15 protein-coding genes are annotated in these 21,435 nt (G+C 45.9%); 10 read left to right on the top strand and 5 right to left on the bottom strand.

Features of this window, described 5'->3' with window-relative positions:
• The first annotated feature begins 115 nt into the window (after window positions 1-115).
• On the top strand, window positions 116-1,777 hold the full coding sequence (ettA, locus tag B2P60_RS10680; protein WP_193005863.1) for an energy-dependent translational throttle protein EttA: 1,662 nt from the start codon (window positions 116-118) through the stop codon (window positions 1,775-1,777).
• A 111-nt stretch (window positions 1,778-1,888) separates the two neighbouring features.
• On the opposite strand, the gene plsB is transcribed toward ettA, so the two are convergent.
• The gene (plsB, locus tag B2P60_RS10675; RefSeq protein WP_286741282.1) at window positions 1,889-4,648 is read right to left on the bottom strand and encodes a glycerol-3-phosphate 1-O-acyltransferase PlsB; all 2,760 of its coding nucleotides are present in this window, start codon (window positions 4,646-4,648) and stop codon (window positions 1,889-1,891) included.
• A gap of 247 nt (window positions 4,649-4,895) precedes the next feature.
• Between plsB and ybaK the strand changes: the two genes are divergently transcribed.
• Window positions 4,896-5,384: a Cys-tRNA(Pro) deacylase gene (gene ybaK / locus B2P60_RS10670; protein ID WP_286741280.1), complete on the top strand. Its 489-nt coding sequence runs from the start codon at window positions 4,896-4,898 to the stop codon at window positions 5,382-5,384.
• 44 nt (window positions 5,385-5,428) lie between these two features.
• A complete protein-coding gene (locus B2P60_RS10665; RefSeq protein WP_286741272.1) occupies window positions 5,429-5,803 on the top strand; it encodes a 5-carboxymethyl-2-hydroxymuconate Delta-isomerase in 375 nt (124 codons plus the stop codon).
• A gap of 63 nt (window positions 5,804-5,866) precedes the next feature.
• Here B2P60_RS10665 and B2P60_RS10660 read toward each other — a convergent pair whose 3' ends face one another.
• Together B2P60_RS10660 and B2P60_RS10655 are read right to left on the bottom strand one after the other, a co-directional pair.
• Window positions 5,867-6,343, bottom strand: a complete 477-nt coding sequence (locus tag B2P60_RS10660) for a hypothetical protein (RefSeq protein WP_286741271.1) — start codon at window positions 6,341-6,343, stop codon at window positions 5,867-5,869.
• A gap of 177 nt (window positions 6,344-6,520) precedes the next feature.
• The gene (locus tag B2P60_RS10655; RefSeq protein WP_193005872.1) at window positions 6,521-8,341 is read right to left on the bottom strand and encodes an acyl-CoA dehydrogenase C-terminal domain-containing protein; all 1,821 of its coding nucleotides are present in this window, start codon (window positions 8,339-8,341) and stop codon (window positions 6,521-6,523) included.
• 398 nt (window positions 8,342-8,739) lie between these two features.
• Between B2P60_RS10655 and B2P60_RS10650 the strand changes: the two genes are divergently transcribed.
• Window positions 8,740-9,867: an FUSC family protein gene (locus B2P60_RS10650; protein WP_286741270.1), complete on the top strand. Its 1,128-nt coding sequence runs from the start codon at window positions 8,740-8,742 to the stop codon at window positions 9,865-9,867.
• 96 nt (window positions 9,868-9,963) lie between these two features.
• Here B2P60_RS10650 and aroE read toward each other — a convergent pair whose 3' ends face one another.
• Entirely contained in the window at window positions 9,964-10,824 is an 861-nt protein-coding gene (gene aroE, locus B2P60_RS10645) for a shikimate dehydrogenase (RefSeq protein ID WP_286741269.1), read from the bottom strand.
• A 587-nt stretch (window positions 10,825-11,411) separates the two neighbouring features.
• Here aroE and B2P60_RS10640 point away from each other — a divergent pair.
• The 4 genes from B2P60_RS10640 to tmk all read left to right on the top strand — a co-directional run bounded on the left by B2P60_RS10640 (window position 11,412) and on the right by tmk (window position 15,276).
• Complete coding sequence (locus B2P60_RS10640; protein ID WP_286741268.1) at window positions 11,412-12,086, top strand: hypothetical protein; 675 nt, start codon at window positions 11,412-11,414, stop codon at window positions 12,084-12,086.
• Window positions 12,087-12,101: 15 nt separating this feature from the next.
• On the top strand, window positions 12,102-13,046 hold the full coding sequence (locus B2P60_RS10635; RefSeq protein ID WP_286741267.1) for an aminotransferase class IV: 945 nt from the start codon (window positions 12,102-12,104) through the stop codon (window positions 13,044-13,046).
• A 184-nt stretch (window positions 13,047-13,230) separates the two neighbouring features.
• Window positions 13,231-14,487: an endolytic transglycosylase MltG gene (gene mltG, locus B2P60_RS10630; RefSeq protein ID WP_286741266.1), complete on the top strand. Its 1,257-nt coding sequence runs from the start codon at window positions 13,231-13,233 to the stop codon at window positions 14,485-14,487.
• An 87-nt stretch (window positions 14,488-14,574) separates the two neighbouring features.
• Window positions 14,575-15,276 carry a dTMP kinase gene (gene tmk / locus B2P60_RS10625; RefSeq protein ID WP_286741264.1) on the top strand — a complete coding sequence of 234 codons (702 nt, stop codon included), beginning with the start codon at window positions 14,575-14,577 and terminating at the stop codon, window positions 15,274-15,276.
• Between the two features lie 108 nt (window positions 15,277-15,384).
• Here tmk and B2P60_RS10620 read toward each other — a convergent pair whose 3' ends face one another.
• Complete coding sequence (locus B2P60_RS10620; RefSeq protein WP_286741262.1) at window positions 15,385-17,676, bottom strand: cation:proton antiporter; 2,292 nt, start codon at window positions 17,674-17,676, stop codon at window positions 15,385-15,387.
• Window positions 17,677-18,493: 817 nt separating this feature from the next.
• Between B2P60_RS10620 and B2P60_RS10615 the strand changes: the two genes are divergently transcribed.
• Window positions 18,494-19,858: a Do family serine endopeptidase gene (locus tag B2P60_RS10615; protein WP_286741308.1), complete on the top strand. Its 1,365-nt coding sequence runs from the start codon at window positions 18,494-18,496 to the stop codon at window positions 19,856-19,858.
• Window positions 19,859-20,484: 626 nt separating this feature from the next.
• Window positions 20,485-21,390, top strand: a complete 906-nt coding sequence (dapA, locus tag B2P60_RS10610; protein ID WP_193005889.1) for a 4-hydroxy-tetrahydrodipicolinate synthase — start codon at window positions 20,485-20,487, stop codon at window positions 21,388-21,390.
• Window positions 21,391-21,435 lie beyond the last annotated feature (45 nt).

The following is a 21,435-nucleotide window of genomic DNA, read 5'->3' as shown; positions in this document are numbered from 1 at the left end:
GCCACAATGCGATAATGACTGATAATTTGTAACCCTGATTTTGAGGTACGGCACGCTTAGCAGCATCGCTAAGTTGCGTTTGCTGTTCTCTTCTATGCAGTCTATCGGAGTGTTAATGGCTCAATATATTTACACGATGAACAACGTGTCAAAACTTGTTCCCCCTAAGCGTGAAATCTTAAAAAATATCAACCTATCATTTTTTCCTGGTGCCAAAATTGGTGTTTTAGGTATCAATGGTTCAGGTAAATCAACGTTGCTACGTATCATGGCTGGCGTCGATACTGAGTTTAGCGGTGAAGCGCGCGCGCAAGCAGGCACCAAAGTTGGCTATTTGCCACAGGAACCACAGCTTGACGACAGCAAAGATGTCCGTGGTAATGTCGAAGACGGTATGCGCGAAGCATTAGATGCGCTCGCACGTCTCGATGCCATTTATGCAGAATATGCTGAACCTGATGCTGACTTTGATAAGCTTGCAGAAGAGCAAGGCAAGATGGAAGACATCATCCAATCGTGGGACGCGCATAATTTAAATACGCAGCTAGAAAAAGCCGCTGAGGCGCTACGTCTACCACCGTGGGATGCGGATGTCAGCAAACTATCAGGTGGTGAAAAACGCCGTGTGGCACTATGCCGCTTGTTATTGTCACGCCCTGATATGCTATTACTGGACGAGCCGACCAACCATTTGGACGCCGAGTCTGTCGCATGGCTTGAGCAGTTCTTGCAAAACTATAGCGGCACCATCGTGGCTATTACCCATGATCGCTATTTCTTAGACAATGTCGCTCAGTGGATCTTGGAGCTTGACCGTGGCCATGGCTATCCGTATGAAGGCAACTATACTGAGTGGCTAGAGCAAAAGAACAACCGACTTGAGCAGCAGAATAAGCAAGAAGAATCTTTTGCTAAAGCCCTGAAAAAAGAGCTTGAGTGGATTCGTAAAAACCAAAAAGGCCAACAGGCGAAATCCAAATCTCGTGTACAGCGTTTTGAAGAGTTAAACTCGCAAGAGTTCCAAAAACGTAATGAGACCTCTGAGATCTATATTCCACCTGGCCCACGTCTAGGTAATAAAGTCATTGAAGTAAACGATATCTCCAAATCATTTGGCGACCGTTTACTGTATGAAAACCTAAGCTTTAACGTGCCAGCTGGTGCTATCGTTGGTATTATCGGTCCAAATGGTGCGGGTAAAACCACACTGTTTAACATGATTACTGAGCGCGATACCCCAGATACCGGCTCAGTCGATTTGGGCGAAAGTGTCAAAGTGGCCTATGTCGGTCAGGTACGTGATCACTTAGATGATAATAAAACCGTGTGGGAAGAAGTGTCTGATGGCCTTGATATCATAACCGTTGGCGACTACACCACGCCAAGCCGTGCGTATATTGGCCGCTTTAACTTCAAAGGTTCAGACCAGCAAAAACACGTTGGACAACTATCAGGTGGTGAGCGTAACCGTCTGCAGTTGGCGAAGACGCTAAAGCAGGGGGCAAACGTCTTGCTTCTTGATGAACCATCAAACGATTTGGATATCGAAACCTTACGTGCGCTAGAGGATGCGATTCAAGTATTCCCAGGTACAGTAATGGTCGTATCGCATGATCGCTGGTTCCTTGACCGTATTGCAACCCATATCTTGGCATTTGAAGAAGAGGGTCCCGTGTGGTTCGATGGCAACTATACTGAATTTGAAGCCTATCGCAAAAAAACCATGGGTGATGACGCCAGTCCTAAGCGCATGAAGTACAAAAAGATTTCTAACTAGAGTGTCGGCTTAAAAGCTGAAATGAAAGCTTTAATCTGACACAATAAAAAAGACCTCTAACGATTAGAGGTCTTTTTTTATGCTTAATACCACGGACTCGCTCTTTATCAATTAACGCTTACGTCCAAATTTGCGCTGTTTTTTATTCTTAATCTCAGTGATAGCATGAGTGATTTCAGTCTCATCTAAGCTTGCCACTTGCTGCAAAATTTGCATCATATCAGGCGTGAGGACATACTTGGCATGATGGGCAATGTCGTTAATACGGTGATCAAAGGTTAACACGCCAGTCTCATCATCTTTTTGTAAGTAATTGAGACGAGTCAAGGCACTGATGAAGCTGGTAAATAAAGCACGGTCGAAGAAGTCAGGAATATCGTCCGCATAGAGCACAGACAAGCGCTGACCAAGCAGATGACACAAGTCAACGACTTCGTTTTCGGTCAAATTTCCTGAGCCTTGCTGGGCGAGTAGGGCAAGGGTCATAAAGTAACGCTCAAGACTCTGTCCCACTGGGGTCGCCAGTACTTGCAGCTGCTGATAGTACTTACTGTTTGACTCAGGAGCGCTGAGTACGCCATCACCCAATTCTACAATCAGTCCATGAGAGAGCAGACTATCGACTTTTTTGTTGAGGGTTTCGGCTAAGCCATGCGCTGGATAATATAAGAATAGCTCGCTTTGTAAGAAGGGATACAATTGCTCAGTAATACTATTTAGACGGCTGCGCTCTATGCGGCCATTACGCGCAACTAAAGCTGCTAAGAAAGACAGTAAGATGAAGACATGCAGAATATTATTACGGAAGTAGCTAAGGAGTGCCGCCTGTTTGCCCGCAACCTGAATGATGTCGCCTAAGATGTGCGGCGTACGTTCGATGAGCTTTAATTTAATGCCATAATCAATGATTTGCTGCGGAGTCATATCAGTGATGACAGTGTCATCTGAATAGGCCAGCTGCTGAGCAAGACCTTGATAAAGTGCGATTTGCTCGCGGCAACTATTTTCATCTAACGCGGCTTTGGGTGCGGACAGCAGTACTAATGACAATAATGACACTGGCGTGACCACCGCGGCTTTATTGATGTGCTGCATGACTTTTACGCCAATATTATCGACCATCGCACTGGCTTTATCGTCCAGTGGGGTGTCGGTACGATCGGCAGGTAGGCTATTGGCTGGTACATCGAACTTTTGCATAAAGTCGCTGAGGTACAGTGGCGTGCCAAAGCTCAAGTGTACATTACCAAAGATACGCTCAATTTTACGACCAACTTTGAGCAGTCCCATCAAAGACTCTGACTCTTTTGGCTTACCTTTTAGCTCACCAATATAAGTACCGCCTTCCATAATGCGCTCATAACCAATGTACGTCGGGATGAAGACCACAGGCTTATTGGACTGGCGCAATTGACTGTGGACGGTCATCGCCAGCATCCCCATCTTCGGTGGCAGCAGGCGGCCTGAACGCGAGCGACCGCCTTCAATAAAGTACTCAATGGGCGTGTTGCGAGTGATGAGGGTGTGCATGTACTCGCGTAACACCGCTGTATAAAGCGCATTACCACGGAAGCTGCGGCGAATATAAAAGGCCACTGCACCGCGTAATAGTGGACCTAATACTGGCACATCTAAGTTGTCACCGGCTGCGACATAAGGAATGCTTAGCCCTCGCTTGTAGATGACGTAAGACAATAATAAATAGTCAACGTGGCTACGATGACACGGGACATAAACCAGCTCATAGTCTGTGGCAAGATCGCGCACACGCTCGAAATGATGAACTTCTACGCCATCGTATAATTGTGTCCATAACCACGTTAAAAACTTATAAAAACCGCGAATGATAGAGTGTGAGTAATCATTGACCATCTCATTGGCATAACCTTTCGCCAAGACACGAGCCTCACGTACACTGGTGCCCGTTTCTGCGGCTTCAGTCTCTATCGCGTGTTTGATCGCTGGCGAGTACACCAATTTGTCTACCAAGTTGCGGCGATCTGACAAATCAGGGCCGAGCATACTGGCACGCTGCTTGTCTAAATAAGTCGTGAGATGCTGCTGTAACATGCGTACCAGCTCACGATTGCCATCAGCTGCTGCTACCAATGCATAATTTGGCACGATGTCGGCTTTATTTTTAGTGTCATTTTTCGTGTTTTTTGAGTCGGTGTTTGCTGAATCAATGGCCCCTGATTCAAAAACAGCCGCATTCTCTGGGTTTTCTTGAAGATGGTCCGTAATAAGGGTGCGCAAATCTTGTGGTGGGTGGAATTGGACAAAGGTATCACGCCCCATCACCCCAATATTAAACAGTTGCTTAGTGATACTTGGGTCTTCCCAATTATCAGCGGTCAGCAGTTTGAATAAAGAATCCTCTTTCTCTGGTGCGCGTCCCCATAAAATAGACACTGGCACCAACCGGACCTTTAGCTCTGGGTATTGCAAGACCGCTGACACCAAACGGCCAAGGCGCGGTGATAATTGACTGTCTTTGGCACTTGGGTGATTTAAAAATATGATGGCCGCATTTTCTTTGATATTGTGGGCAGCATCATTTACGCCAACCAATGCTGGTGGTAAGTTGTGCTCTTGCGTCTGCAAATCAATCAAAATACTGTTAGAGCGTGAGTAATCTTGCAACACATAAAATCTTAGTGTCTGATCGTCAGCATCGAATTCAGGCAACTCCCCTAAAAGCTTAGGTTTGACAGCAACGTCAAGCAGCTGACCTGACAGCTTACGATACAGCTGATTGATCGGGGCGTTAGCATAAGGCGTGGGTACGCTTGGATTGACGTCAGTTGGAGAAGCGTTATCAGTGACGACTGGCGCTTTAAAAATCCGTTTTTTTAGAAACTTCGGTATCATAATCAGTATCAAAAATAGTCAAATATGTTGCGCTTATGATGCCATAAAAGCCATCAAAGCGATATATAGTGTCTGTATATACTGCTAATATTCATAGGGTCTCGTGATCACACACGACATCGAGCTCTATGAGGCGCACGCAATTATTTGAGTATTCAGGGGCTAAGCATAATAATATATTGGCACAAAATACGCTAAACTGTAGGTCTACTTACTCATTAACGTCACTGAATGAAGCTAAAATATTATGACGCCAGCCATCGATCTTGCCAAACAACGTGGACTTGATTATCAAGTGCACGAATACACTCATGACAGTAGTGCCCCCTCTTTTGGGCTAGAAGCCGCTGAAAAGCTAGGGGTGGACGTGACCCAAGTTTTTAAGACCTTGGTCGTATCGACAGACACAGGCGCGCTCGCTGTGGCAATATTACCAGTCGATAAAACGCTCAACTTTAAGAAAATGGCCAAAGGCTTATCTGCTAATAAATTGCTACCCTGCAAAAAAGTTCAAATGGCAGATCCCAAGCAAGTAGCACGTAGTACTGGCTATGTGCTGGGCGGTGTCAGCCCGTTAGGACAAAAAAAGCGCTTAAAAACTGTGATAGATCATTCAGCACAAGCTCAGCCAACGATTTATGTGAGTGGCGGTCGCCGTGGTCTGGAGATTGAGCTGCCACCTGCCCAATTAGCAGAAACATTGGCGGCTTGCTTCGATGCGATTACTGATGACTAAACCGCCTGATCGTTCCCTCAATCATATGTTACAAGGACATACTTATGCCACATTTAACCATTCAAGTGACGCCTAATGTCAGTATTTCACACGAAGAAGCCTTCCTCAAATCTTTGAACAAGGTGCTGTGGGACAGTGGCCATTTTGGTCAGCAGACCGATATCAAAGCACGCATCGTACCCGTTGAGACGTTTTTAGTGGGTACAGAAGATGACGAACAAACTAACGGCTTTATCTATGCGCATTTAAAAATCATGACAGGACGTACTTTGGAGACGCGTAATCAGTTGGCTGAACTATTGATGTCAACCATAGAGGAAATACTAAACGCAGAGCAGTCAGGGCGAGCGGCGTTACAGATATGTGTAGAGGTTGAAGAGATCAGTGCGGTTTATCATAAAAAAATGCTTGGTCGTTAAAGGCATTGTCTAAAGGTATTATATAAAGACACTGGTCTCTTTAACCTCTCTAGTCATGACAAACTATGAGTGCTCGCACAGTGGCTTACTGGCATACTTTGGTAATATTACCACTTCTACTTTGTAGCCTGCGGTTTTACTATGGGTTGCCATCAAATTGCGCGCGACACGTAATCGGTACTCCCCCGTACCCGGTAAACAGTCTTGATAAACAATACCGCCTTTGCTGCCATCATAAGTGCCATTTGGCATATATAGCACACCAACATTCGCGGTCTCAGGCGTGCCTGCCAGTGGGGCAATGTTGACCACGGCGTATTGCCCATCTTCGGCCTGAAAACGGTACCAGTGCTCTTTTTCACTAGAAGCTAGCTTCCCAGTAGTCGTGCTACTCACCGCGCCTTTGGCAAAGTGAATAGTGGTGTCGCTACTTTTCGCAGTCGCGCTATTGTTAGCCATACTGACAAGCGCGGTACTAAGCAGTAGGGCTCGTCCACAGTGCTTGGCTAGCGAAGCGGTCTGATGTTTTATGGGTAACATGATTGACTCCTGTGATTTTCTATTCGTTATTCATTGCCTACTACCTATTAGGACTCTTAATTTGAATCGCTTGATATTTAGTTAAGCATAAAAAAGTGCCTAAATGATAGGCACTTTTTATGACAGCTAATCTTTTAACAATGATCGACTAGGTGTGATTCACACTTAGTCCAAATGCTAATCGAGGAAAGAGAAGTGGTCAATTTCCATTGATGTCATGCTTTCGCTTGGTGCTACCATGGCTTCGGCATGACCGGAAGTCCGTGGTAACAGCTTATCAAAGTAGAATTCGGCCGTTTGGATTTTCGCTTGGTAGAATTCTGGTGCTTCTGTTCCGCCATTTTTTAGCTTTTCATAAGCGACAGCGGCCATACGTGCCCAATGATACCCCATCATCACATAGCCTGAGTACATCAAGAAATCGTCTGAGGCAGCAGAGATGATTTCACGGTCTTTACGTGCCATGAGCATCAAACGTACGGTTAGGGTGTTCCACTCAGCACACAGCTTGGTTAGGGCCCAAACGAATTTACGCATGTCTTTATCAAGGGCATACTCGCCACACCACTTCATGATGCTTGAGGTGTAATCGCGGATGATTTTACCTTTAGACTGCAAGATCACTTTACGACCTAATAAATCAAGCGCTTGTACGCCAGTCGTACCTTCGTATAGAGTGGCAATACGAGCATCACGAGCGATGAGCTCCATACCCCATTCTTTGATATAGCCATGGCCACCATAGATTTGCTGACCATGTTTGGCAGCTTCGATGCCCAGTTCGGTTAAGAAACCTTTTAAAATAGGGGTGTAGAATCCCAGTTTATCATCCCATTTTTCGAACTCTTCATCATTGCCGTTTGCGATGCCTTGTGCCATTTTATCTGCATAGCGCGCTGAATGATAAATCATTGAGCGGCCACCTTCAGCAAAGGCTTTTTGCGTCAATAGCATACGGCGTACGTCCGCATGATGAATGATGGCATCAGCCACTTTTTCAGGGTCTTTAGTGCCTGATAAAGCACGCATCGAGCGGCGCTCTTTTGCATATGGTAGCGCGTTTTGGAAAGACAGCTCAGTGTGCGCCAATCCTTGGATACCCGTTCCGATACGGGCCGTGTTCATAAAAGTGAACATGGCTTTTAGCCCTTTATGCGGCTCACCAATCAAGTAACCTGTCGCACCATCAAAGTTCAACACACAGGTAGAAGATGAGCTGATACCCATTTTGTGTTCGATTGAACCACAGACTACCGCGTTACGCTCGCCAGACTCACCGTCAGCATTTGGGGTGAATTTTGGTACGATGAATAGCGAGATACCGCGTGTGCCTTCTGGTGCATTTGGCAGGCGGGCTAAGACGATATGAATGATATTGTCTGTTAGGTCATGCTCACCGCTTGAGATGAAAATTTTGGTACCGCTAATTTTATACGTGCCATCATCTTGCGGGATGGCTTTTGATTTGACCTGTCCTAAGTCGGTACCACACTGCGGTTCAGTCAAGCACATGGTGCCGGCCCAAGAACCTTCGACCAATTTAGGTAAGTAAAGCTCTTTTTGCTCGTCCGTACCGTACTGGAGTAGGGTGTTGATACAACCGGTTGATAAACCCGTGTACATCGCCCACGGCCAGTTAGCCGTACCAATCATCTCAGCTTTGATGAGGTTGATTGAGGTTGGCAAGTTCATACCACCGTATTCCTCAGGGTAGGAGATGCCTTGCCAGCCGCCTTCGACAAACTGGTTATAAGCTTCTTTAAAACCTTTTGGCGTAGTCACTTCACCATTGTCAAAATGACAGCCTTCTTCATCAGCTGATTGATAGATAGGGGCAAGGACGTTTTCGGCAAAATCTGCCATGCCTTGCAAAATCATATCGATCGTTTCAGGATCGGCGTTTTCGCCGTTGTCCAAATCTTTATAATGAGTTTGGAAGTCAAAAACATCATTAATCAAAAACTTGATATCACGCAAAGGGGCTTTGTAAGTTAACATAGTCGCTCTCTTTAGTTATTCGCTATCGTAGCCTGTTGGCTCGTCACAATGGAGCCACGGTTTACATAAACGGTTATTTAATGAGTTGGGGTAAAGGTGGTCAATAGTACTGGTCGTCACTCAGCTATATGAAAAACAGCGTGTCCATTTTGATGGCCGTTAAGGCGTCCTTGATAAAAAACAGCTGTTCAGGCGTTAAGGTCAGTATAAGTCTTCTATAGCGACAAATATATAACTAATAACTAATATTCATGATTTATATATATAATTAAAACTTTAAGTGTTGCAATGTAAGTTAAATTTTCTCTAGTGCTGCTGATTAAGCGCGGGTTTATCATCAATATTCATGTATAAAAAATCCCGTTTAAGCGCATTTATAGTAATAAGGAGGGCCAACCATGAGCGCATCAACGCGCAAGACAAAGCGAGCATCTTGGCTGACAAAGTTATTGGCTCGCATAAAAATTTTACTGGATGGTGAGCTGACCCATCTGTTGACAGTGAATCGTAGCAAAAGACCTTGGCATATGCCGATTATCGCGACGATCGCCATCAGCTTTCCTGTGTTTGTGGGGGCTTATTTTGGCGCTTTGCCATCAGGCATTAAGGCGTCTTTGGGTGCGATGGTGATTTTAAATACCCCATTAGCGGGTAAGCTGTCCTACCGATTGGTTACGGTGATGGCGTGGGGGTTTGCTATGTCGCTGTGCTTTGCGCTGGGTTTGATTGCCCAGCAAGTTCCTTTATTAAAATTGCCAATATTTACCTTGATGGCTTTTGGTATCGTCATTTTTGGGCGTTATTATCGACAGCCGCCGCCAGCAGGATTGTTTGTGATGATGGCTGGCGCTATTGCGTTATTTATACCACTGCCTTTAGAGACCATTATGCCAGCCATAGGTTTGGTGATGCTGGGTAGTGGTTTCGCGCTCGTCATGGCGCTCGCGTATTCCTTGTTTCTATTAGCGACGCGCCCATCGACTCCTACGCCCACTTATAGCTACGAGCCGGACACGATCACTGAGAGTGTTATCGTGGCGGGTTTTGTCAGTTTAGCCCTGCTCATAGCATTAGGCCTCAATCTGACCAATCCCTATTGGGCGGCGGTCAGCTGCTTTCTTATTATTCAAGGTATTCATTTGCGTACCATGTGGATTAAGCAAATTCATCGCTTGTTAGGAACGATCGTGGGCGTGAGTCTGGCGGGCTGGATGTTATCTTGGGGGCTATCGATATGGGGAGTGGCAGTGTCAATCCTGACGATGATGCTCTGTATTGAGTCCTTGGTCGATCGACATTATGGACTGGCAGTGATATTTATCACGCCGTTGACGATATTTATCGCTGAATATGGCAGTGGTTTACCACTTTCTGAGCAAGCCTATCAGACAGTGATTCTTGCGCGCTTGTTTGATACGTTGATTGGTTGCTTAGTCGGTCTGGGTGGTGGCGTAGTGATGCATTCAACCAATTTACGAGTGCCGCTACGGCGTATGGAAAACTGGCTGCTGGCTCGTTTTGGGTAAATGACGCCCTTTACATAAAGTGTTGTGAGTAAATAGTAATGAATAGTGAAAGGCGTATAAACCAGAGTTATACGCCTTTTTCATGCACGCTTTTCATTAATGATTGAGCAAAGTATGAGTGACTTTCGCCACATCAATGTGCTGACCTGTCCAGCGCTCAAAACTTAATGCGGCTTGTCCGATAAGCATGCCATAGCCGTCGGATACCTGCGCGCCACGGGCGCTAAAACGCTGTAAAAACGGCAGCGGGCGACCATACATCATATCGTAAGCATAGTGACAGTCGAGTGCTTCGCTAAGGGGTAGCGTATCACCTGATAAGCCAATAGACGTGGCATTGATGATGATATCAAACTGTCCATTTAATTCAGCCGTGCGACAAGTGTCAATCGGTTGCTTATCAATAGTAGGACTGGCGGCACTCAGCTCATGGACCAAATCCGTCGCCTTGCTTAGGGTGCGATTAGCGATGGTAAGTGATGCAATCCCCGCTTCTATCAGTGGCAGTACCACACCACGGGCTGCTCCGCCTGCGCCAATGAGTGCAACGCGTGCGCCCGCGAGCGGCCAGCGCAAACTCATGATGTGATTGACCAACCCTTGACCGTCGGTGTTATCACCATAGATGGCCTCTGCTATCGGTGTGCCGTTCTCCCGCCACGTTTTATTTAACAATAGCGTATTGACCGCACCGGCAACCTTGGCATGCTCTGATAAACCGCCGCGCGCTAGGCAGCAGTCATAAGCCACTTGCTTGAAGGGTACGGTAACGTTGGCTCCGATGCCGCTACCATGAAAAAACGCCTCAATCACCGCGGTAAAGCTGGCAGCATCAACGGGGCAATACTGACGTTGATAGCTAATATCAATGCCCGTTTGCTCGGCGAATCGCGTATGGATTTCAGGAGATTTACTGTGGGCAATCGGATTGCCAATAACGATAAAATGCTGAGTCATAAATGGTCCATTGGCGGTAAAAGGCAAAAAATCATGCTTAAAAGAGGGGTCAAAGCGCATTCATCATAAGGGATACTGCCACATTTAACAAACGCAGCTTAATGAATAAATAGTTAACGCAGGCGAGCGTTTTTCACGTTAGAACTTTAACAAATTTGTCCTCTCTGGGAGTGGTACGCGTAACGTAAAGGGTAGTCAAGTGTTAAGCAGTTGGGTACACTAGGGCGTGTCCTCAGTTCAATCGATTATCCTCTAAATGGACTAAAAATAGCTAAATTTTGCCAAATAGCGGCAAATAGTTGGTTAATATCTCGATATTATCTGCCCTATTTTTCTTGTTTGACGGCAATTTATCTTATTTTTATCACCATTTTTAAAATGTGGACACGCCCTAGGGAGCATGAAATTGGTATGTCATTTTTGTATCAATAGGCCACTAACGATGGCTAAATGATAAAAACTGAGGGATAACGTGCTCAGTGATAAGCAAGCTTATTAATAAAAACAGTCTTTATTAACCGCGGCATCTATCTGTCAGCTCGTTAATAATATTTTGAGACCAATCTGAAAATGTGAGTAAATTGTCCATGTGGAATAATACCCTACAGACGCTTCTGGTCGGTACGATAATGGCCGTTGGTGTGTCTATCAGTGGCTGTGATAGTAGCCAAGGTGATGCCCAAAATCAAGACGCTAACGCGCAAACCAGTGAACAGACAGATGCTGCTAATACGGCCGTACCGGCTAGCACGCCGACCAAGGCTGACTTAGATGGTGCGACGGCTCAGCAAGGCACACCAGTCAGATACGATGTCTCGGCATGGCATACTGATAACGTAGAGTCAGTTAATGTGGACGATTTAGACAGTATCAGATCGACTTTTGGTAAAGTGATCAGCACCGATGAAAACAGCTTAGACTATGCCAGCAACCCAGCAACCAAATACCGTTTTATGAACACGGATGCGCCTTATTTAGACATTATCGACTCTGAGAAATATCTTGAACTTGGCTGGTATTATGCCAATCCTACCGACTCTGATAAAGAAAAAGAGCTGAGTCAAAATCATGCCAAAAAAGCTTATAAACTCGCGCGGCAGCTGATGGGCGAGGAGGGTGGTACATTGATTGCTGACATGCTCAACGGTCAAATCGTCAAAAATAAAATGGTCGGTGGACAAAAAATAGAGCTGGCAAAATGCGAGTTTTATAGCTGTATGTTGGTCATCAATAAATCTGCCGCCCAAACAGACAATAACTAATGTGTGGTAGCTGTCATGCCGTCTAATAATTGGCTACGTTTACCTGCGTCAGACGATATGACAGAGGCCTCGGTGGCCACCATATCACCGGACAATCGTGGTTTGGCATATGGTGATGGTTTTTTTACGACCATGGGCGTCATTGATGGGCGAATACTGTGGTCAGACTATCATCATCAGCGCCTTATTTCCCATGCTAAAGCCTTGCAACTCAAACTAGACAGCCACTCACTACTGACCACCTTACAAGGCCATGCTCAGCAATTGGCGCAGGGCATGCTCAAGCTTGTGGTGACTCGTGCCGTGCAAGACGTTCAAGGTTATGGCTATACGCCCAGCACCTCTGGGAGCGCTTGTGAGGCGTGGCTAAAAACCTTCGCAATGACTCTTAATACTGGTAAGCAACTACCTCTGTCTGATGGACGCTTCATCCCTGTACAGCCTACTAGCACTGCTGTTTGTCTGTCTTCAAAAATTGCCTGCCTGCCATCATCACTGGCAGGACTCAAAAGTCTCAATCGGCTCGATAATGTGCTGGCGAGTGGTGAGTTACAGCGCATGCAGGCTGAGCCATTAGCGGCTGGCATCGTCACGCGTCTTGATGAAGGACTGCTACGTGATATGAGCGGTAACTGGGTTGAGGGCACGATGAGTAATGTGTTCTATCAACTGTCAGAGCCAACACCCAGTATTAACATCGATATAGACGCTCCTAATTATTTAACCACTGGTCAGTGGTATACGCCTTCTATGGCACAATCAGGTGTCGCAGGCGTCATGCGGCAGGTGATTATTGATGCTTTATCTGATACTGAACGGCCCGTCGTGATAAGGTCGTTACAAGATGAGGATTTACCCAGAGTAACTCAGTTTTTCTTTTGCAATGCGCTGCGCGGTATCATGCCAATGAGCAGCTTGAGGTTATTGTCAGGTGATATTGTGGATTTTGCCCCTATTTAATATTATTCGAAAAACTAAGTTTGTTATCGACAAATAGACACGCTAGCAATACCCACAAAAGCGATGAGTTTTAAGGCAGATAAATAAGCACCAACGACAAGTTAGTTCATAAGCTAAGCAAATACCATTGAAAATGGCACAGTTCAGTGCTAAATTCTAGCAAACATCTGCCTCGCGAGTTGCCATGAGTAAGCCTACACCTGAACGCCCTAATGAGTCACCACCCAATAAACAAGATAGCACTGTGGGAGAACGTGTCGACACCGCGCAACCGGACCCACAGCCAGTCAAAGAAGCGCCTGCGACAGATGTCTCGCTCATCAGCGGAGAGGGTAAGCCGCGTGAGTATAAAGTGGACAACCCCTCGTTCTTTATGCAGCGTGGTTATCAGGTGTTGCTCGTACTTGGGCTTATTGCCGCGTTTTTGTTGGTGATGGTCTATCAAACATTGTTTGGGCGTATTGAGCAGCCAGCGCAGATGGTCACCATTGAGAAGGGCCAGACCTATTATGGTTTGCTACCGCAGTGGCAACAGCAGATTCCGCTGTTTTCTGCTAGCGTTGCCAAGCTGTATATCAAGTCACAAGTTGATGCCCCACTCCATGCAGGTATTTACCAGTTACCAGAAAACCCCACCATGGCTGAGGCGCTGCAAGTGTTAGAGCAGGGCGCAAAAGCAGCGATGGTAAAAGTGCAGATTATCGAAGGGAAAACCTCTCAAGATTTATATCAAACACTACGGGACAATAATGGGATCAAAAAAGAAGTCCTAACCGCTGATAGCGATAACACCAGTATTGCCCAAGCGCTAGATTTGGTCGGTATATTGCCAGCTGCGGTGGTGAATAGTAGCGATCCCATTGTCAATCACAATCTGGAGGGCTGGTTTGCGCCTGATACTTATTATTATGGTGAAGGCACCAGTGATAAGCAGGTGCTGACAGACTTGTATAAACGTCAGCAGCAAACACTGACCGAAGCGTGGGAAAACCGGGCAGCAGACCTACCTTATAAGACGCCTTATGAAGCGCTGATTATGGCGTCCATTATCGAAAAAGAAACCAGTGTGGTGGAAGAGCGTCCATTGGTCGCTGCGGTGTTTAAAAATCGCTTGGATAAAGGCATGCGTATGCAAACAGATCCAACCATTATCTATGGGATGGGTAGCCGCTATGATGGCAATATTCGCCGTAAAGACATTGACGAAAAAACGTCATATAATACGTATCAAATCGATGGTTTGCCGCCAACGCCGATCGCGCTTCCCTCTGCCGCTTCTATCGAAGCGACTTTGCATCCAGCAGATAGTGACGCGCTATACTTTGTGGCGACTGGTACAGGTGGTCACAAGTTTACCAGTAGCTTGGCTGCGCACAATCAAGCGGTAAAAGAGTATTTGAGCGTCATGCGTGAGAAAAAGTCACAAACGCCGCCGCAGTAAGTTACTTTTTGCGTATTGTTCATTAAGCAATTTATCACTTAATGAGTGTTATAAATATAATGCTCATGAGTGACATAAGGTCATATCATGTCAGCATCTGTACAAGAGCGTGTGTCTCAAACAATCTTGCCTACATCAACCAATGACACTGCGCCCAATCACGGGCGCTTTATCAGTTTTGAGGGTACCGAAGGCGTGGGTAAAACGACGGCTATTGAGCAGCTGTGCGCGCGTTTACAAGACAGCGGTATCGAATACCAGCGGACCCGTGAGCCAGGTGGTAGCCCGTTTGCGGAGCGGTTGCGTGCTATATTATTAGACCCTACGACCGATATTAATGACGATACAGAGCTATTGTTACTATTTGCGGCGCGCTGCGACCATATGCAGCAAGTGGTTCAGCCAGCGCTGCAACGCGGTACATGGGTGATATGTGATCGGTTTACCGACTCGACCATTGCCTATCAAGGTTTTGGTCGCGCGCATGGTGATGATGGGATGCGTGCTAAGATTGACACACTTATCAACCAGTTTGTGCCGCAGTTACCAGATTTGACCTTGTGGTTGGACTTGCCCGTATTAGAGGGGATGGCACGCGCCAACAAACGCGGTGCTGCCGATCGATTTGAGCAGCAGGCTACGGAGTTTTTTACTTGGGTACATAAGGGGTTTAGTACCCTTGCTACTGAGTACCCTGCGCGGATACAGCGTGTTGATGCATCAGGCACTGCTGATGACGTTAGCGCGCGAGTATGGCAAACGGTGCAGGACAAGTTAGCGGCTCCCTAACTGAAATGTACTCTCAAAAATCACTGAAGCATTGAAAAAGCCCCAACATCGCGTTGGGGCTTTTACGTTTTATTACCGTTTAGACGGCCGCTAACGGTCTATCAGTTATTACTTGTCTACGTTGTTGTCTGTGTTTTGACGCTCAGCATTTTTCGTGATATCGACGTCAGAGCTGACAGCATGGTCTTGGCTAGAGTCGGGTAGGCGATTTGGGTCAAGCGAACCTTTTTTGTTTTTAGGGGCGCTGCCATTGCCATTGGTACTGCTGTTATTGGCCGTTTTGTTCTTTGATGTTGCCGTCGCATTGGCTGACATCACCCCTTTATTCGCGGTATCAGTTAAGGCCTCTTTTGGCTCTGTCGCTTTGTCATTAGCCACTTTTGCTGCGCTAGGGGATTTAGACTCCGAGCTGTCGTTTGGTTTAGTTGACGAGTCACTAACCGCATGTGGCGCCGTGTCTTTTTCGCTGTCTACTAGCGCCTCTGGTTTGATAGCATTATTACTATCATCGCTCAGCTCCTTTTCTTTGCGTTTTTCAGGTGCTTTTGAATTGGATTCAAAGTTAGCGTCTGCGGTCAGACGGGCTTGTTCTTGCTTAGCCGTTACATCTACTGGCTTTGGCTGCACCTCATCCTCTACCACTAACGAGATAAGCTTGCGATCACGTGGCACGGTACCATCAAATTTATCGGTAAAGACATGCAGCTTACCTTCTTTGTCGATGGTATAAAGCGGCACAAACTGTTTGTTGTCGGCTTTGTATTGCTCAAAGCTGTAGCTATCGGTGATGTTGGTAATTTTGATACGGGCTTTTTTTGACAGCATGCTGGCAAGCTTGGTGTAAGTGACGTCTTTGCCAAACAGCCACTGTGAGTGGAAGTTTGACTGCTTGTCCTCACGCTCGCTTCTGACTTTTTCATCACTAAATTTGAGACGGTATAATTTACGCTCACCGAATTCATGACGGTAATGAATCTCAGATAAGGTGTTCATCTCTTTATCCATACTCATGGCAAACAGGCGTCCAATACCGATAAGGTCAAGATGATGATCTGCATGATCAGAGATGGGGTTACCAAAATAAGTACGCAAACCACTCATGCGGGCACGAGCAATATTGGTATAGTTATTGTGGGCGACGATGACGTCAAACCCTTGATCTTTTAAAGAGGTGGCGATCAAAAGGGCGATTGGGTTTGAGCCAACGATAAGGATACCATTGGTCTCAGGCTCACGGACCCCAAGTAAATTGCCGATCACTTTTGCACCCAAGCCCTGAATCATCACCGTACCAATGATCACCATAAATACCAAAGGCACTAGTAGCTCAACCCCTTGGATATCATACTCTTGCAAGCGAATGGCAAACAATGATGAAATCGCAGCAGCGACGATACCGCGAGGTCCAATCCAGCTGATCATCAGTTTTTCATTGGTCCTGAGGTTTGAGCCAATAGCCGATGCCCACACCGATAAGGGGCGTGCCACAAACATCACGATAGCAAGTAGTACCAAGCCTGCGAAACCAACGCTCAATAAACTTGCCAGCTCCACACGGGCGGCCAAAATAATAAAGAGCACAGAAATCAGTAGGATGGTTAATGACTCGTTAAACTCTAAAATCGTCTCGCGGGGGAACTTTGGCCAGTTCGCTAAGGCCACACCCAGCACAGTCACGGTCAATAGGCCAGACTCGTGCTCTAAATGGTTGGAGATAGAAAACAACACCAAGACGAAGGCAAGGGTAAACACATTACGCAAAAATTCTGGAATCATATGACGGCGCATCAAAAACGCCAGTAACCAAGCACCCGCCATACCAAGAGCCGTCGCCAGTATCACAATTTTGGCAAACAGTAAGATACTGCTGGCTTCACCACCTGAGATAATATACTCATAGACCAATACCACAGCGATAGCGCCGATTGGGTCAATAATAATTCCTTCCCACTTTAGGATATTGGAGATCGTCTTATTAGGGCGCACACTACGCAGTAGCGGCATGATCACGGTCGGACCAGTGACGCACACTAGGGCACCAAACAATAAGGCGATCAGTGGGTCGACATCGAATAACAAATAAGTCGATAACGCGACGATAGCAATGGTGATCAGGACGCCAACTGATACCAGCATTTGCACCACAGTACCGTGTTGTTTAATCTCATCAAACTCTAAGGTTAGCGAGCCTTCAAATAAGATAATCGCCACCCCCAAAGAGATGAAAGGGAACATCAGCTCCCCCAGTACCAAATCAGGGTCGAATACACCGAGCACTGGCCCAACGATAATACCAATCAGTAATAAAAATAAAATGGACGGTTGCTTTAAATACCAAGCCAACCATTGGGCGGCAATGCCAATCCCAACCACGCCGGATAATAATAGGGCGGTATCCATAAGTTAATCCTTTTGTAATCTTGTCATATTTTATATCTATCAATCGCTTTTATAAAAAGGGCCGGCAGTGTCATCAATGAGATACCAGTACTTTTTATAAAGTTTGAGCTACAGTAACGCTAGCCGTCATGAGGTAAAACAGGCGCTAGATATGATATATATACTATAAAGTAGTAAAGACAAAAGCATTCCTAAATACATCTAGATATATAGAGTCACGTTAGAAATGCAAAAGATGAAAAATAAGGGTAATGATTGCCAATCTGATAAACTTATAGTTAGTAAGATTAACTTTTGTTTGTTTATAAAGTTATTTGGCTTGCTATCATAACATGGTTTTATTTCATACCTATCATGGCTGCTCTGACTACGATATCGTCGTTCAGTTATAAAACGGGATCAGGTAATGATGAAATAACTGCGCTCTAGGTGCTCTTGTGCTGTCGAAACCATGACAAGATTACGTTACTATTTATCATACAGTAGCCGTGTTTATCCTGCACGTTCGAGTACAACACTCGTCTTTGCGTGATTGGATATTGGATACCGCCGCTGTGAAAACTTTATCCCAGTAGTACTATGTCGCTTTTAAAGCGTTTGAACGGTAGTAAACTGACTCATAGCGTTTAAGGCCATACTTTTTAAGATTATTTAATACAAATTACTACCAATAATAGCCAAAAATGGCCCTTAACAATAATAATTAACCACTCATATGGAAGACGATATGCCTATCAATATGTTTACAGCGCACGCTAAATTTGGAATACAGCATTGGTTGCAACGTGGCGCGTTGGCGCTTGCCGTCAGCACGGCGATGGTTTCTGGCATCACTGCCACGACCATAACCAATGCACAAGCAGCAGTAACCACGGCAGACTTTTCTGGCTTGGTACAACAAGTCACGCCAGCGGTTGCTCGCGTGAATGTTACAAAAACGGTGAGTGAGGCCGAGCTTGCCAAGGCGCAGACGGCAGAGTTACTGCGGCAGTTCTTTGGTGATCGTCTGCGCATCCCCGATCAGGCCACCACGCCTGCGATTGAACACGCTTATGGCACTGGATTTTTTGTCACACCCGATGGTTATATGCTGACCAACCATCATGTAGTAGCCGGCGCTGATAATATTACTGTCACGCTCAATGATAGAACGGAGCTTGATGCGACCTTGGTTGGTAGTGATGAGCGCTCAGATGTGGCGGTACTAAAAGTAGTAGGTAGTCAGTTCCCAGCGCTGCCTATTGGTGATTCAAATGCCTTGAAAGTCGGGGAGCCTGTGCTAGCGATTGGTTCACCATTTGGTTTTGATTATTCAGCGTCTGCTGGTATCGTCAGTGCCAAGTCCCGCAGCTTTTCTCGTGAGACTAGTGTGCCGTTTATCCAAACAGATGTGGCACTAAATCCGGGCAACTCAGGCGGCCCACTATTTAACCAGCGCGGTGAAGTCATTGGTATTAACTCACGTATTTTTAGTGGGACGGGCGGTTATATGGGTCTGTCGTTCTCCATTCCGATTGACGCTGCCATGGACATCTATGAGCAATTAAAGACAGAGGGAGAGGTGGTACGGGCCTATTTAGGAATTTATCCACAAGATATCGATCGTAATTTGGCCGAAGCTTATAACTTAGACCGTCCGCAAGGCGCTTTATTGACACGGGTATCGCCGGACTCACCCGCACAAAAAGCCGGGCTAAAACCTGGTGATATTATTTTACAATATAACAATGTGCAAATTATGCGCGCCTCAGATTTATTGAACTTGCTCAATCGTGCCAAACCTAGCGATACATTTCGTGCCCAGATTCAGCGTAATGGTAAGCAGATGATCGTCAGCGGTAAACTCACTTATGCGCCCAATGATGTCAGAGCCCAAGGCGGCGATCAGCAAAATGATGACATACAATTAGGCCTGCGTTTGCGTAATTTGACTGCTGATGAGCAAGCAGAAATCGCCGTGGACAATAAAACGGGTATCTTGGTTACCGCGGTTGATCCGACGGGGCTGGCGGCGCGCTCAGGTATCTTGGCAGGGGATGTGATTACCAATTTTCACCAAAAGCCGATTCAGAAAGTCACTGATTTTTCCAGTGCTATCTCATCATTGCCCAAAAAAGGTGTGGTGACCATTGAGGTGATTCGCCAAGGCATCCCTGCTATTATCGGCCTCCGTATTGAGTAACAGTGATATGGTACAGGTATAAAGATGACCGGTAAAAACAGCGTGGCAGTATTCAAACAGGTGTGCCCATAGAATTATTCATAGCGATAGTGGCAATCGGCACGCGAGGATTGCCTTTTCGTTTGTATCGTCCCACGATCGATGTGTTGAAAATTCGTTAACCGTGTCCAAGATTCTGATGTATATTTGCATTGGGCTTACTAATGACCAAGGGTTTAATCTATTACGTTGCAAGGTTAAAGCCCAGTATCTATAATTTATAAACAATAAAAAAGACGCTTGATTTGTTATTCACTGATTATATTGAACGTTAATTGATTGATAGCGGTCAAATCAAAATATGCTACACTAGCAGGCGTTTTTATTATTATATGTTTATTATTTAATCGCTATGATCAGTAACGGACGGAAATAACGTCAATACCGATTTGAGCGCATAAAATTTATGCAGCGTACGCCATAATAATAAGCAAACATTTAGCATTACTATCAAGCAAGATAACGGCCATATTGTTTATGAATGCACCTATGATGAGTGCCGACATAAACACGGGAATCGGCACTTGCAAACGACCTATCATGTGACAGCTTTGAAAAAAGCTAGGATAATACAGTAAGGCACGGTTATGAGCACAGCATACGACGAGATCAAAACCCGACTACAAGGCTCAATGGTAGCTTTGGTAACGCCCATGCATCCTGACGGCACGGTTGATTATAAACGTCTGGCAGACCTCATAGATTGGCAGATTGAGCAAGGCACCCATTGTCTCGTTGCGGTCGGTACCACTGGCGAGTCGGCGACATTGTCTATGCAAGAGCATAGCGATGTTATTCGCTATTTTGTACAGCATGTCAAAGGTCGTGTACCGGTCATCGCTGGTACAGGTGCTAACAACACGATGGAAGCCATTAAGTTGACTCAAGATGCGGCGGATGCTGGTGCAGACTGCGCGTTATTGGTCGCGCCTTATTATAATAAGCCGCCCCAAGAAGGTTTATATCAGCATTATAAAGCAATCGCAAAAGCGGTGAATATCCCGCAGATGCTTTACAATGTGCCTGGTCGTACGGTCGTTGATATCGCTCAAGAAACCGTTGAGCGCTTAGCCGATATAGACAATATCGTAGCGATTAAAGATGCGACAGGTTCAGTGGTCCGCGGTGAGCAATTGATCAAAGCCGTTGGTGACAGAATGGTGGTGTTATCTGGAGATGATGGCACGGCACTTGAGCTAATGAAGTTTGGCGGCAAAGGGAATATCTCAGTGACAGCCAATGTGGCGCCAAAAGCCATGAGTGAGACCTTTGGTGCAGGCTTGCGCGGCGATTTTGACACGGCTAATAAAGTACATGATGTGGTCAAGCATTTACACCGTGACTTATTTATCGAGTCAAGCCCTATTCCCGCAAAGTATGCCCTCAATAAAATGGGTATGATAGATACGGGTATTCGCCTGCCACTAGTCTGGTTGGCTGAGCAACATCATGCGACCATCGATGACGCCCTAGTACGTGCAAACTTACTATAAAAATTTTGCTGATAAATGCTAAGTCAGTTAGTGATGACGTAGGCT

The sequence above is a fragment of the Psychrobacter sp. UBA3068 genome, from assembly GCF_002366815.1.
GTDB classification, from domain to species: Bacteria; Pseudomonadota; Gammaproteobacteria; order Pseudomonadales; family Moraxellaceae; genus Psychrobacter; species Psychrobacter namhaensis.
The sequence above is the reverse complement of the archived record's forward strand: the minus strand, read 5'-3'. Positions and strand labels throughout refer to the sequence as shown.